The sequence below is a fragment of the Pseudomonas sp. MYb541 genome (genome assembly GCF_037479595.1).
Classification (GTDB): domain Bacteria; phylum Pseudomonadota; class Gammaproteobacteria; order Pseudomonadales; family Pseudomonadaceae; genus Aquipseudomonas; species Aquipseudomonas canadensis.
Window position 1 is genome coordinate 85,085 of the sequence record NZ_JBBGYS010000003.1, and the last position, 12,735, is coordinate 97,819.

Sequence of the window (12,735 nt, forward strand, 5' to 3'; positions counted from 1 at the left end):
GGGGTTATGCGTTCACCTTCCCGGCGGCTGTGGGCCGCGGGTATTGCCTTGAGTGCGGTGTGCACGGCGGGGTTCGTACAAGCGGCCAGTTCGGTGCTGATCTGGCCCATCGACCCGGTGCTGGAGGCCGATCAACAGGCCAGCGCACTGTGGTTGGAAAACCGTGGAAGCGAAACCGCGAGCCTGCAGATTCGTGTGTTCGCCTGGAGCCAGAGCGGCTTTGACGAGCAATACCAGAACCAGCGCGATGTGATCGGCAGCCCGCCGGTTGCGCGAATCGAGCCTGGGCAGAAACAACTGGTACGCCTGACCCGCACCCGCGAAGTCCCGCCGGGGCAAGAGTTGGCCTACCGCATCATCATCGATGAAATCCCTTCGCCCTTGCAGGTGCCGACACCGCCGGAGGGCAAGAACACTGCGGCGGCGATTCGCTTCCAGATGCGTTACTCGGTGCCGCTGTTTGCCTATGGCGCCGGCCTGTGGAGCAAGGAAGACAGCACACGCCAGCGCGACCCCAAGGGAGCAGGCAAGCCAGACTTGAGCTGGCACAAGGTTACGGTGGCGGGGCGCAACTACATCGAGGTGCGTAACCAGGGCGCCGTGCATGCGCGCCTCACCGATGCCTCATTCAAACAGGGCGGCCAGACCAAACCCCTGGTGGATGGCCTGTTGGGCTACGTGTTGCCGGGCGCGACCATGCGTTGGCCAGTGCCGGATGCGCTGTCGGCTGATCAGCCCCTGCAAGTCAGGGTCAACGGTGCGCAACAGTTGGAGAACCTGGCGCCGAAGCGGTAACCGAGTGTAGCGGGGCGGGACGCTCCGGGATTTAAACGGATGGAGATGTCCATTGAAGGACACAACGCCATGTGTGAGTCGTGGTCGGGCTCGTCGTCTATGGCCGTCGGTGGCAGTGGTAAGCGGGCTATGGGCCGCCATGGTTGCGCCCCAGGGCGTGGCTGGCGACCTGCCACCGCCGCCGAGCAGTATGGAGGCTGTCGCCGATGCACAGTTGTTTCTGGAGCTGGTGGTCAACCAGATGGACACCGGTCGCGTCATCGCGGTCGATCAACGTGCCGGGCAACTCTATGTCCCCGCCAGTGCGTTGCAGGATGTAGGCATGAAGCTACCCGGTGACCTGAGTGGCAGCGTGGCGTTGGACACCATCCCAGGCCTGCACAGTGACTACGACAGCAATGGTCAACGCCTGCTGCTGGATGTGCCGCCTGCCTGGCTGAAGGAACAGTTCATCGGCAACCGCAACACCTACCCGCGCACCCAGGCGATGAGCAGTTTCGGCGCCTTGCTCAACTATGACCTGTACTTCAACGATACCGACGAAGGCGGCAGCTACCTCGCCGCCTGGAACGAAGTGCGGCTGTTCGACAACTGGGGCACCTTGTCCAATACCGGGCAATACCGCCAGACCTTGGCCGATGGCGTCAGCAGCAGTACCTTCAACAACGGCTACCGGCGCTATGACACCACCTGGCGTTTCTCCGATGACGAACGACTGCTGACCTACGAGGCCGGTGACGTGATCAGCGGCGCCTTGCCCTGGAGCAGCTCGGTGCGTCTGGGTGGGGTGCAATTTTCACGGGACTTCGCCGTGCGCCCGGACCTGGTGACCTACCCCTTGCCGCAATTTGCCGGTGAGGCCGCGGTGCCGTCGTCGGTGGACCTGTTTATCAACGGCTACAAATCCGACAGCGCGTTGCTGCAACCAGGGCCTTACACCCTGACCAACGTGCCATTTATCAATGGTGCCGGTGAGGCGGTGGTGGTGACCACCGACGCGCTGGGTCGCCAGGTGTCGACCACGGTGCCGTTTTATGTGACGAGTTCGCTGCTGCAAAAAGGCCTGACGGATTTCTCGGTGGCCGCCGGTTCCTTGCGCCGGGAATACACCTTGAAGGATTTCGCCTATGGCCCTGGCGTTGCCAGCGGCACCTTTCGTTATGGTTATTCCGACAACCTGACTCTGGAAAGCCACGCCGAAGCCTCCAGTGACCTGACCCTCGGCGGCCTGGGTGGCAACCTGCGGCTGGGCAACTTCGGCGTGCTCAACACTGCCGTCAGCCAAAGCCAGTTCGAAGGGCGCAGCGGCCAGCAACTGAGCCTGGGGTATTCATACAACAGCACGCGCTACAGCCTGTCGTACCAGCGGGTCGAACGGCGCGACGAGTACGCCGACCTGACCCTGGTCGACACTCCCTATGCCAGCCTCAGCAAACGCAGCGAGCAAGTGACCTTGAGCCTCAACCTTGAGCGCTTCGGCAGCCTGGGCGGAGGTTACTTCGACGTGCAGGCAGCGGACGATTCGCGCACGCGCTTGCTCAACCTGAGCTGGAGCAAACCCCTGTGGCACAACACCAGTTTCTACCTGTCGGCCAACCGTGAGATCGGCGACAGTAACTGGGCGATGCAGGCGCAGTTGGTTATCCCGTTCGACCTCAACGGCAGCCTGGCCGTGAGCACCGAGCGCAGCAAGGATGGCGCCAGTCGCCAGCGCCTCAACTACAGCCACGCGGTGCCGAGCGAAGGCGGGGTGGGTTACAACCTCGGTTATGCCCAGGGCGACGGACCGGCGTACCGCCAGGCCGACCTGACCTGGCGCTTGCAGTCGGTGCAGTTGCAGGCCGGCGTGTACGGCAGCAGTGACGCCGAGACGCGTTGGGCGGATGCCAGTGGCTCGCTGGTGTGGATGGGCGGCGATATGTTTGCCGCCAACCGTATCAATGATGCGTTTGTGGTGGTGAGTACTCAGGGCTTCGCCGGGATCCCGGTGCGCTATGAAAACCAGCTGGTGGGTGAAACCGACCGTAATGGCCACTTGCTGGTGCCGTGGAGCAGCGCGTACTACCGCGGCAAGTACGAAATCGATCCGCTGAACCTCCCGCTCAACGTGCAAAGCCCGAATGTGGAGCAGCGTGTGTCGGTGCGCCGTGGCAGCGGCTACCTGCTGGAGTTTCCATTGCGTCGGGTGCTCGCAGCCAGTGTCACGCTGGTGGACACCCAACATCAGGAATTGCCCCTCGGCAGCCTGGTGGTGCATGAGCAAAGCAGCCAGCAGGCGGTGGTGGGCTGGGATGGCCTGGTGTACCTGGAAAACCTCTCGGCCCATAACACGTTGCAGGTCACGTTGGGTGAAGGGCGTACGTGCCAGGCGCGGTTCGAGATGGACGAGCAGCAACAGGGCGTGCCGTTGATTGGGCCGTTGGTGTGCCAATGAGAGGGCGCGGCATTGCGTTGATAGGCAGTGTGCTGCTCTGCGGTAGTGCGTCGGCCGCTTGCTCGGTGGTGGCGACCGCGCCGGTCAGTTTTGGCTCCGTCAGCTCAATGACGGTGAACACGACGGCGCAAGGCAGTTCCACTGCCAATGTCGGGCTGCGCTGCACGCCGACCCTGATCGCGCTGGTGCCGGGCAGCGATCACTTCATTGCCACTATTACCTCTGCCACGTCAGGTATGGTGGGACCGACCGGAGACGTGATCGGTTACACGATCTATGGCAATAACAGCGCCAGTTTCCCTATCAATCGCGGGGTGGCTTTCGATTTTGGTACCAATGGCATTGCCTCGTCCTTTGGCTTGGTCGCCGGGCCCGGTGCCAAAACCCTGCCGTTGTATGTCGGGAGCATTACCGGCAGCAACGTGGCAGCGGGGGTCTATACCGAGACCTTGAACATTGTCTGGAGTTGGGACTATTGCTCACTGCTGAGCCTGGGCAATGTGTGCCTCGCACGCGACAAGAGTTCCAACCCGCCGGTGGCGACCCTGACAGTGAGCATGACGGTCACCAACGACTGCCAGATCACCGCGCCCAATATCAGCTTTGGCAGCGCCCCGGTCATCAGCGGATTTACCGCCGTGACCGGGCAGACCATCAATATCGCCTGCACCAAGGGCAGTGCCTACAGCGTAGGGTTGAGCGACGGCCAGAACGCCGTCAGCGTGGGCGGTCGGCGGCGGATGATTTCGGGCAGTAACTACCTGGCCTATGACATCTTCAAAAGCGCTGGCACTACGCGCTGGGGTAGCGTCGGCGCTGCACGGCGCGCCAGCTCCACCGCCGAGATCAACCCCGGCAATGGCTTGGGCACCGGCAGCCAGGTGTTCAACTACAACGCCAGGATCTACACCGATCAGACCACGCCACCCGCCGGCACCTACCTGGACAATGTGGTGCTCGACGTCGGTTTCTAGAACTTCAGCATCGGCGGGGCAGGCTGATCCACCGGGCTGACCACCGCATAGTTGTAGCCGGCACCTGACCAGTACTGCGCCTGCAAACCATCGGCACTGCGGCTGCCCCTTGGCAGGAAACCGTTTTCCGGTCCCGGTGGGCGGATATAGAAACTGATGCGCCGGCCTTGCGGGTCCTCATACAGCACCATGGCCGCGGCGCCTTGCTCGGTGGTCAGCAGGCGCCCGCTGACCGGTGTGAACCCGGAAGCACTCAGGTCCGGCAGGCGGTGTGCCTGGTTGAAGTAGCGGTCGAGCCAGGCCTGCATCGTGCCACTGCCCTGCACTTTGTAATCGGCGGGCATGATGCCGTCCTGGGCGAATAAGCGGAACGCCTGCATCGCGTCGGCCATGGGCAGTTGGGCGGGTTGGGTGGCTTCACGGGCGTGCCAGCCACCGATACCGCCGAGGCTGATAGCGATCAGCAGCACGGCGGCCGTAGCAAAATGGCGCTGTGATTGACGCTTGATGCGCTGGCGGATCAGCGCCGGGTCCAGGTCCGGGTTGGCCGGCTGTTGCAGGGCACCGCCCAGCGCGGCACGCAGTAACTGCGCGTCGTGTTGCCAGGCGTGGACCTGGGCGGCGACATCCGGGTGGGCGGCCAAGTAGGTTTCAAGCATGCGGCGATCACTCTCCAGCAGTTGGTGATCGACGTAGGCATGCAAATCGCGTTCGCTGGGGGGCAGGCTGATCATTTGAGTATCCGCAGGGAAGGGCTGGCAATTTCGCCATCACTGAGTTGACGCAAGGCTTGGCGCGCCCGGGACAGGCGCGACATCACGGTGCCGATGGGCACCTCAAGAATCTCGGCGATTTCCTTGTAGCTCAGGCCTTCGACCGACACCCACAGCAGCAGCGCGCGCTGCTCGGTGTTGAGTTGATCGAAGGCTTGCAGGGTCGCTTGGGCGATCACCGTACGTTCCACCGACGGCTGCGCATCGTCGCGTCCGGTGAAGAATTCCAGCATGCGCGCGTAGCGCCGGGTGCGACGGTGGGCATCGAGGAACTGCCGGTAGAGGATCGAAAACAGCCAGGCGCGCAAGTCGCCTTCAACGCGTTTGTCGGCCCAGCTGATGATCGCCCGCTCCAGGGTCGACTGCACCAGGTCGTCGGCGCTGCTGGCGTTACGGGTCAGGGACACGGCAAAACGCCGCAGCCTGGGGATGAGTTCACGCAACTGTTCGTCGAGTTCATGCATGGGAATCTGGCTGGTCACTACGCTGGGACTAGAGAGACGTGCGGCGTGAACGGTTATTCCCGATCCTGGGAAATAAATCAAAGGCCAGGGAATAGAGCCGATCGGCGTTCGTCTTAATGCTCCGACCTTATGTTCACCTCTCCTTATGTTCACCCCTAAGGCCTTCGGCCCTGGAGTTCCTTCATGGTAGATCACTCATCACCGCCCCGTCCTCCGCTGAGCACTGCGAGCCTGATCGCGCGCCTGGCAGGTATCGGTGCCGTGGTTGCGGTTGTGGCGGGGGCTTTCGCCTACGTCAATGGCACCCTCGACCCACAGCGCCTGCGTCCTAAAACCCTGGTCAATGCCCTGGAAACCAACAACGGCGTGCACCCTGGCTTCCGGCGTAACCACGCCAAGGGTGTGTGCGTGGCCGGGTATTTCGAGAGCAGTGCCGAAGGCCGTGCCTATTCCAGCGCCCAGGTATTCAGCGAGGCCAGGACGCCGTTGATCGGTCGGTTCGCCTTGCCGAGCGGTAACCCCTACGCGCCGGACAGCAGTGTGCCGATCCGCAGTTTTGCCGTGCAATTCAGCCAGGCCAACGGCCAGCAATGGCGCACCGGCATGAACAGCATGCCGGTGTTCCCGGTCGGCACGCCCGAGGCGTTCTACCAAATGCTCAAGGCCGGTGCGCCGCAGCCTGCCACCGGCAAGCCGGACCCGGCGAGCATGCCGGCATTTTTTGCCGCCCATCCCGAGACTGCGCCGTTCCTGGCGTGGGTCAAGACCGCCAAGCCTTCGGCCAGTTATGCGACCGAAACCTACAATGGGATCAACGCGTTCTTCCTGGTAGGGGCCGATGGCAAGCGCCAGGCCGTGCGTTGGGGCGTGGTGCCGCAGCGTCAGGATGCGGCGGGCGATCTCGCCGCCGCCGGCAGTGATTTCCTGGAAAAGGACTTGGTCCAGCGCCTGGCAATCGGGCCGTTGCGCTGGCAGTTGAACATGACCCTGGCCAACCCCGGCGACCCCGTGGACGATGCAAGCAAGGCCTGGACTGGCGAGCATAAAGTCATCAACGCCGGCACCTTGGTGCTGCAAAGCAGCCAGCCGCAGGCTGATGGCGATTGCCGTGATATCAATTTTGATCCACTGATTCTGCCCAGCGGCATCGAAGCCTCCAATGACCCGTTGCTGGCCGCTCGTTCGGCGGCGTACGCCAGTTCGTACCTGCGTCGTGCCGGTGAAGTCAGCCCGTTGCACAGCGCCCCTCAGGAGTCGAAACCATGAATGCCCAACCGCGGTTTTTCGCACCCCTGGCGCGCCTGCTGCACTGGCTGATGGCGCTGATGGTCATCGCCATGCTGTTTATCGGCGCGGGCCTGGCGGCTTCTGTTTCGGAGCGCCATGAATGGTTGATCCACCTGCACAAGCCGTTGGGGATCGCGATCCTGGCCTTGGTGATCGTGCGCTTGGTCGTGCGCTTCGCCACACGCCAACCGCCGTTGCCTGCCGACTTGCCGCTGTGGCAAGTACTGGCGGCCAAGGCGTCCCATCTGGTGTTGTATGCCCTGATGCTGGTGTTGCCGCTGCTGGGCTGGGCGATGATTTCGGCGGCCGGCGACCCGGTGATGCTCAGCAGTTCGGTGCAGTTGCCGGCGCTGGTGGGGGCGAATGCGCCGTTGTTCGCGGTGCTGCGCAGGGCCCATGGATTTCTGGCGTACCTGCTGTTCCTGACGGTGCTGTTGCACTTGGCGGCGGCGCTGTTCCATGGGTTCATCCGCCGCGATGGTGTGTTGCAAAGCATGACTGGGAGTAAACGCTGAGTGTGTAGGAGCCGGCATGCCGGCTCCTTGGGGTTAGCGTAGGGCTGTCACGATATCGGCGACCGTGCTCAATACGTCCTTGCCCAGTTGCTTGGAGCGTTCACCGGACCAACCGGTTGTAACGTTGGGGGCGTCGTCGTTGTCCTTGAAGGGCATCTCCAGGGTCAGTGACAGGCAGTCGTATTGCTGGCCTACCGCGTTGCACGCCAGGGTCATATTGGCCTCGCCGGGCAGGTCGCGGGTGTAGCCGTAGGTGGTCTGGAAGTCGCGGGTCAGGCCGCTCAAGTGGCTGCGGAAGTGTTTTTCCAGCGTCTCGATGCGTGGGGTGTAGCCGGGATTGCCTTCGCAGCCGGCGGTGAAGACGTAGGGGATTTCTTCGTCGCCATGGATATCGAGGAACATGTCGACGCCGTATTTTTCCATCTGTTGTTGCACGAACAACACTTCCGGGCTGATCGCTTGGCTGGCGCTCTGCCATGCGCGGTTGAGGTCCTGGCCCATGGCGTTGGTGCGCAGATGGCCGTGGAACGCGCCGTCCGGGTTCATGTTGGGCACCAGGTACAGGTCGGCGACTTTCAGCAGGTTTTTCAACTCATCATCACCGTCCTGTTGCAGGCGTTCGATGATGCCTTCTATAAACCATTCGGCCATGTGTTCGCCAGGATGCTGTTGGGCGATGATCCAGACCTTGCGTCGACCGGCGCCGCCTTTGCCGCGACGCAGCAGTTGGATATCACGGCCTTCAACACTTTTACCGGTTGCCAGCAGTTGGGTACCGGCGCGGTTCAAGGCTTGCTCGATCAGCCAGTCGTGACGCTCACGGCTGTAGGGTTCGAAATAGGCGATCCAGGCGTGCTTCTCACGGGTCTCAAGGCTGATATGCAGGATTTCCCCATCAAAGCGCGAGGGCACCCGAAACCAGTTGATATGGTCGTATGACGCCACGGCGTTGTAGCCGCTCCACGCGTGTGGGTAGGAAGACTTACCCGCGTTACTCAGGCGAAAAGTGTGGGTGTGACCCACGTGCATGCCTTCGGCCTTGAAGTGGAACCATTGGAAATGTTGGCTACGGGTGTCGGGTTTGATCGCCAGCAACAACTGGTGGGAATCGTGGGCATCCAGTACCTGGATATTGCCACTGTCGAAGTCGGTGCTGATCTTAATGGAGGTCAAGGCCACGGTCATAGTCTGGTTGCCTGAATATGAGTGTTGTGGCGGCTATATTACACAGGAGTCAGGTAAAGACTGGACGCAAAATTATTGCACGGGGGAGGGGGGCGTCATCCTTGACGCCGCAGCAGCTTAGAATCTATGAGATTGATTCTCAAGCGCTATTTCGCAAAGGTTTGGACTAGAGCGTTCGACTGGCTTTCTTTTGACGATGGTCTTTTGCTACCATGCGCGCCATCGAGCAACACACAGTCTTCATTAGCCTGAAGCCATGCCAGGGAAACTGGCAAAAAAAAGACCCGGCCAAAGAGCCGGGTCAAAAACCGTGATTAGCCTGATGAGGAGATATTCCAAGAGTCCGACCTAAGGTCCCTTGGTCTATCGACTGATCTCGCGATCAGCTAGGCCCAATAATAATCATTATCATTTGCAAGTCAAATGTTTTTATCCGTGAGATAGAAATATTTTTCTTCTGCGCCTGTTATCCGTTCGCTCGAGCCGCTGGCGCCTGCAACGACCGCTCCACCATCGCCTTCGCCATATCAATCAAGTACACCACCGAAAACGCCAGGTCGCGATGGTTGCCCTGGTGGCTGCTCGCAGATTCATAGGCCGTAGCTGCGGCACTGCGCAACAGGTCCGAGGCGTGCACCAGGGCTTCCTCCTGGCTGATGCCTGGTTTGATGGCGAACAGGGTGTCGTCAGGGGCTGTCGTCGACATATCTTCTTTCAAGTAAAAGTCCAACGCGCGCCGGACGGCACCGCTGCTACGCAGGTCGTGGTCTTCAGGGGTTTCGGGTAGGGGATACGGGCTGGTCGTCATAAGGGGCGGTACTCTGTCGTGGGTGGCAAAAACCTTATGTCCGATGATAGTACGTATCGTATTCATGTCATTTTATGGATTACTACAAACTGTTTATTGCCCTGAAAACTGCGTGACGTATTGTCAGCGCCCATGGATAAATGGATAGCGTTGGTCAAGGCCAACATGGAAGACCGCAAGGTCACGCAGGGTGAATTGGCTGAGCGCTTGGGCATGTCTCAAGGCGGCGTGGGGCATTGGCTCAATAAACGCCGTGCGCCTAGCGTAGTGGATATGAATCGGGTGTTGGCGGCGTTGGGGTTGGGGTATCTGGAAGTCGCGCTGGACATTCGCGAGCGGGCCGAGGAAGTGCCTGTGCAGAAGCACTACACCCCGTATTTCCGCTACCCGGTCAGCGATTGGAGCGGGCTGTGCGAGGTCCGTGAAGAGCGTGCGGCCTATTGCGCTGCCCGCTTTGAACTTACCGATTACCATGCCCAGGGCGAAGCGTTCTGGCTGCCGGTCAGCGGCGACGCTATGACCGCGCCCAGCGGGCTGAGCGTCAGCGCGGGCATGCTGATCCTGGTCGACCCGGCCATTCAGGCCGAGCCTGGCAAGCTGGTGGTCGCCCAATGGGCCGCGAGCCCCCAGGCGACCTTCCGCCAGTTGCTGGAAGAAAGCGGCCAGCTCTACCTGGTGCCGCTCAATCCCACCTACCCAAAGCAGCCATTCACTGATGACTGCCACATCCTGGGCGTCGTTGTGCAAGCCACGGCAAAGTTCTAGCCGGCCGGTTCGAGTTCCACCAACGCGCAACCTTCTGCAACCATTTCACCTTCCTTGCAGAACAGCGCCTTGATCACCCCGGCTTGAGGCGCGCGGATGCTGTGTTCCATCTTCATGGCCTCCAGCACCACCAGTTGCGTGCCGGCCTCAACGTTTTGGCCGACTTCCACCAGCACCCGCACGATACTGCCGTTCATCGGCGCCGTCAGGCCGCCTTGATGGGACTGGTTGGCCTCAACCGCCGCAATCGGGTCGAACACTGTCACGCCCTGCATCTCGCCGTCCCAGAGCAAAAACACGCGGGTGCCGCTGCGAACTGCCAGATGGCTGCGACGCACGCCTTGTTGCTCGATCAGCAACTGTTCGCCTCGCAAGTTCGGCGCATCCGAGGCCAGCGTGACTAACCGATCCTGGCCATTGCAGCTCAAATGCAGCGAAACTTCGGCAGGCAACCCGGCACGAAACCCTCGCGTCTCCCCCCAAGGTCCATCACCCTTCGGCAAGCTCTGAATGAAGGCCGCGCCCGCCGCTTGCCAGAATTCATCACTCAATTCCCCAGGCGCCGGCAGCAACTGCTCCTGATAGCGCGGAATGAACCCGGTATCCAACTCGGCTGCCGCAAATGCCGAGTGTCCGATAATCCGCCGTAAGAAGCCCAGGTTGGTCTTGAGCCCGCCGATGGCAAACTCCTCCAGCATGGCCAACAATCGCAACCGCGCCTGTTCACGGTCTTCACCCCAGGCAATCAGCTTGCCGAGCATGGGATCGTAGAACGGCGACACGCTGTCGCCTTGCTCCACGCCGCTGTCCACCCGGCGCCCAGGGCCCGGTGCGGATTCGCGGTACAGCGCCAGGTGACCGGTGGCGGGCAGGAAGTCATTGGCCGGGTCTTCGGCATACAGCCGCACTTCGATCGCATGGCCGACCAGCGGCACCTGCTCCTGGGTGATCGGCAACGCCTCTCCCTGGGCGACACGGATTTGCCAGGCCACCAAGTCCAGGCCAGTGATCGCCTCGGTCACCGGGTGCTCCACTTGCAGCCGAGTGTTCATCTCCATGAAGAAGAACTCACCGCGTGCGTCCAGCAAGAACTCCACGGTGCCTGCGCCGACATAGCCGATGGCCTGGGCGGCGCGCACGGCGGCTTCGCCCATGGCCTTGCGCTGTTCAACACTCAGTCCCGGTGCTGGCGCCTCTTCGACAACCTTCTGGTGACGACGCTGGATCGAGCAGTCACGTTCATTGAGGTACAGGCAATGTCCATGCTGATCGGCAAACACCTGGATCTCCACATGGCGTGGCTTGAGCAGGTACTTTTCCACCAACATCTGCCCATTGCCGAAGGACGACAGTGCCTCGCGCTGTGCCGAGGCCAGGGCTTCGGCCAACTGGCTGACATCCTCGACCACCTTCATGCCCTTGCCGCCGCCACCCGCCGTAGCCTTGAGCAGCACGGGATAGCCGATACGCTCGCAGGCTGCGCGGAAGGTCTCCAGGTCCTGGGCTTCGCCGTGGTAACCCGGTACCAAGGGGACCCCGGCGGTTTCCATCAAGGCCTTGGCGGCCGACTTGCTGCCCATGGCATCGATGGCCGAGGCGGGCGGGCCGAGAAAGATCAATCCGGCCGCTTCAATCGCGCGGGCAAAACCTGCGTTCTCCGACAAAAAACCGTAACCCGGATGGATCGCCTGGGCACCGCTGGCCTGGGCTGCAGCGATCAGTTTGTCGATTTGCAGGTAGCTGTCAGTGGCCTTGCTGCCGCCCAGGTCGACGCGGATATCCGCCTCACGGCTGTGGCGCGCATCGCGGTCAGTGGCGCTGTGCACCGCCACGGTGGTCAGGCCCATGGCCTTGGCGGTGCGCATCACTCGGCAAGCAATCTCGCCCCGGTTGGCCACCAGTAGGGTCGTCAACGTGCTCATGAACGCGGCTCCTGCGATTGCCAGCTGGGTGGACGTTTTTGCAGGAAGGCGCGCAGGCCTTCCTGGCCTTCGGCGCTGACACGAATGCGCGCAATGGCGTTTTCGCAATAGCGGCGCAGGGCCGGGGTGAGGGCGCCGTGGCCCACTTCGCGCAGCAAGTCCTTGCTGGCGCGCATGGCCGCCGGGCTGTTTTGCAGGAGGTTGGCAATCCACTGTTCGACCTGTTGATCCAACTCGCTGATCGGATAGCTTTCCGCCAACAAACCGATCTCCCGAGCCCGCTGGCCACCAAAGCGTTCAGCGGTCAACGCATAGCGCCGTGCTGCACGCTCGCCGATGGCTTGCACCACGAACGGACTGATCACCGCCGGCGCCAGGCCAATGCGCACTTCCGACAGACAGAACTGCGCATCGTCCGCACCAATCGCCATGTCACAGCAACTGATCAAGCCCAGCGCACCGCCGTAGGCCGCGCCTTGCACCACCGCCAGGGTCGGGATTTTCAACTTGGCCAGGTTGTACATCAACTCGGCCAACTCACGGGCATCGTCCAGATTGGTGTGGTAATCCAGCTCGGCCGATTGCTGCATCCAGGCCAGGTCGGCCCCGGCGCTGAAATGCTTGCCGCGCCCACGCAGCACCAGAAAACGCAGGGAAGGATCGCCCTGTACGTGGTCGAGGGCAATGATCAGTTCGCGGATCATTTCGGCGTTGAACGCGTTGTTCTTGGCTTCACGACTGAGCCACAGCGTGGCAAAGCCACGGCGGTCGGTGATCAGTTCGAGGGTGTTGAAGTCGCTCATGGGATACAGC

At 61.8% G+C, this 12,735-nt stretch carries 12 protein-coding genes; 6 read left to right on the forward strand and 6 right to left on the reverse strand.

What is annotated here, in order from left to right:
• Positions 1-6: 6 nt before the first annotated feature.
• From WH299_RS02855 to WH299_RS02865, 3 genes are all read left to right on the forward strand, one after another.
• Entirely contained in the window at positions 7-795 is a 789-nt protein-coding gene (locus tag WH299_RS02855) for a fimbrial biogenesis chaperone (protein WP_122729167.1), read from the forward strand.
• Positions 796-934: 139 nt separating this feature from the next.
• Positions 935-3,229, forward strand: a complete 2,295-nt coding sequence (locus WH299_RS02860; protein WP_339549606.1) for a fimbria/pilus outer membrane usher protein — start codon at positions 935-937, stop codon at positions 3,227-3,229.
• On the forward strand, positions 3,226-4,203 hold the full coding sequence (locus WH299_RS02865; RefSeq protein WP_339549554.1) for a Csu type fimbrial protein: 978 nt from the start codon (positions 3,226-3,228) through the stop codon (positions 4,201-4,203). The genes WH299_RS02860 and WH299_RS02865 overlap by 4 nt, the downstream gene beginning before the upstream one ends.
• Here the strand turns inward: WH299_RS02865 and WH299_RS02870 are convergent.
• Entirely contained in the window at positions 4,200-4,937 is a 738-nt protein-coding gene (locus WH299_RS02870) for an anti-sigma factor family protein (RefSeq protein ID WP_339549555.1), read from the reverse strand. The genes WH299_RS02865 and WH299_RS02870 overlap by 4 nt on opposite strands.
• Positions 4,934-5,440, reverse strand: a complete 507-nt coding sequence (locus WH299_RS02875) for an RNA polymerase sigma factor (RefSeq protein ID WP_122729159.1) — start codon at positions 5,438-5,440, stop codon at positions 4,934-4,936. The genes WH299_RS02870 and WH299_RS02875 overlap by 4 nt, the downstream gene beginning before the upstream one ends.
• 183 nt (positions 5,441-5,623) lie before the next feature.
• Between WH299_RS02875 and WH299_RS02880 the strand changes: the two genes are divergently transcribed.
• Complete coding sequence (locus tag WH299_RS02880) at positions 5,624-6,706, forward strand: catalase family peroxidase (RefSeq protein ID WP_122729157.1); 1,083 nt, start codon at positions 5,624-5,626, stop codon at positions 6,704-6,706.
• Positions 6,703-7,242: a cytochrome b gene (locus WH299_RS02885; RefSeq protein ID WP_028616903.1), complete on the forward strand. Its 540-nt coding sequence runs from the start codon at positions 6,703-6,705 to the stop codon at positions 7,240-7,242. Before WH299_RS02880 ends, WH299_RS02885 begins: the two co-directional genes overlap by 4 nt.
• Positions 7,243-7,275: 33 nt before the next feature.
• Here the strand turns inward: WH299_RS02885 and WH299_RS02890 are convergent, their stop codons facing one another.
• Positions 7,276-8,427, reverse strand: a complete 1,152-nt coding sequence (locus WH299_RS02890; RefSeq protein ID WP_339549557.1) for a M14 family metallopeptidase — start codon at positions 8,425-8,427, stop codon at positions 7,276-7,278.
• A 466-nt stretch (positions 8,428-8,893) separates the two neighbouring features.
• Positions 8,894-9,235: a DUF6124 family protein gene (locus WH299_RS02895; RefSeq protein WP_122729152.1), complete on the reverse strand. Its 342-nt coding sequence runs from the start codon at positions 9,233-9,235 to the stop codon at positions 8,894-8,896.
• A gap of 132 nt (positions 9,236-9,367) precedes the next feature.
• Between WH299_RS02895 and WH299_RS02900 the strand changes: the two genes are divergently transcribed.
• Entirely contained in the window at positions 9,368-10,000 is a 633-nt protein-coding gene (locus WH299_RS02900) for a LexA family protein (RefSeq protein WP_339549559.1), read from the forward strand.
• Here WH299_RS02900 and WH299_RS02905 read toward each other — a convergent pair.
• Together WH299_RS02905 and WH299_RS02910 are read right to left on the reverse strand one after the other, a co-directional pair.
• Positions 9,997-11,922: an acetyl/propionyl/methylcrotonyl-CoA carboxylase subunit alpha gene (locus tag WH299_RS02905; protein WP_339549561.1), complete on the reverse strand. Its 1,926-nt coding sequence runs from the start codon at positions 11,920-11,922 to the stop codon at positions 9,997-9,999. The two genes, WH299_RS02900 and WH299_RS02905, sit on opposite strands and share 4 nt — an antisense overlap.
• Positions 11,919-12,725, reverse strand: a complete 807-nt coding sequence (locus tag WH299_RS02910) for a gamma-carboxygeranoyl-CoA hydratase (RefSeq protein WP_028616898.1) — start codon at positions 12,723-12,725, stop codon at positions 11,919-11,921. Before WH299_RS02910 ends, WH299_RS02905 begins: the two co-directional genes overlap by 4 nt.
• Positions 12,726-12,735: the final 10 nt, after the last annotated feature.

Coding starts and splice junctions, on each gene's coding strand:
- WH299_RS02855 (WP_122729167.1), top strand. CDS start 7: ATGCGTTCACCTTCCCGGCGGCTGTGGGCCGCGGGTATTGCCTTGAGT.
- WH299_RS02860 (WP_339549606.1), top strand. CDS start 935: ATGGTTGCGCCCCAGGGCGTGGCTGGCGACCTGCCACCGCCGCCGAGC.
- WH299_RS02865 (WP_339549554.1), top strand. CDS start 3,226: ATGAGAGGGCGCGGCATTGCGTTGATAGGCAGTGTGCTGCTCTGCGGT.
- WH299_RS02870 (WP_339549555.1), bottom strand. CDS start 4,937: ATGATCAGCCTGCCCCCCAGCGAACGCGATTTGCATGCCTACGTCGAT.
- WH299_RS02875 (WP_122729159.1), bottom strand. CDS start 5,440: ATGCATGAACTCGACGAACAGTTGCGTGAACTCATCCCCAGGCTGCGG.
- WH299_RS02880 (WP_122729157.1), top strand. CDS start 5,624: ATGGTAGATCACTCATCACCGCCCCGTCCTCCGCTGAGCACTGCGAGC.
- WH299_RS02885 (WP_028616903.1), top strand. CDS start 6,703: ATGAATGCCCAACCGCGGTTTTTCGCACCCCTGGCGCGCCTGCTGCAC.
- WH299_RS02890 (WP_339549557.1), bottom strand. CDS start 8,427: ATGACCGTGGCCTTGACCTCCATTAAGATCAGCACCGACTTCGACAGT.
- WH299_RS02895 (WP_122729152.1), bottom strand. CDS start 9,235: ATGACGACCAGCCCGTATCCCCTACCCGAAACCCCTGAAGACCACGAC.
- WH299_RS02900 (WP_339549559.1), top strand. CDS start 9,368: ATGGATAAATGGATAGCGTTGGTCAAGGCCAACATGGAAGACCGCAAG.
- WH299_RS02905 (WP_339549561.1), bottom strand. CDS start 11,922: ATGAGCACGTTGACGACCCTACTGGTGGCCAACCGGGGCGAGATTGCT.
- WH299_RS02910 (WP_028616898.1), bottom strand. CDS start 12,725: ATGAGCGACTTCAACACCCTCGAACTGATCACCGACCGCCGTGGCTTT.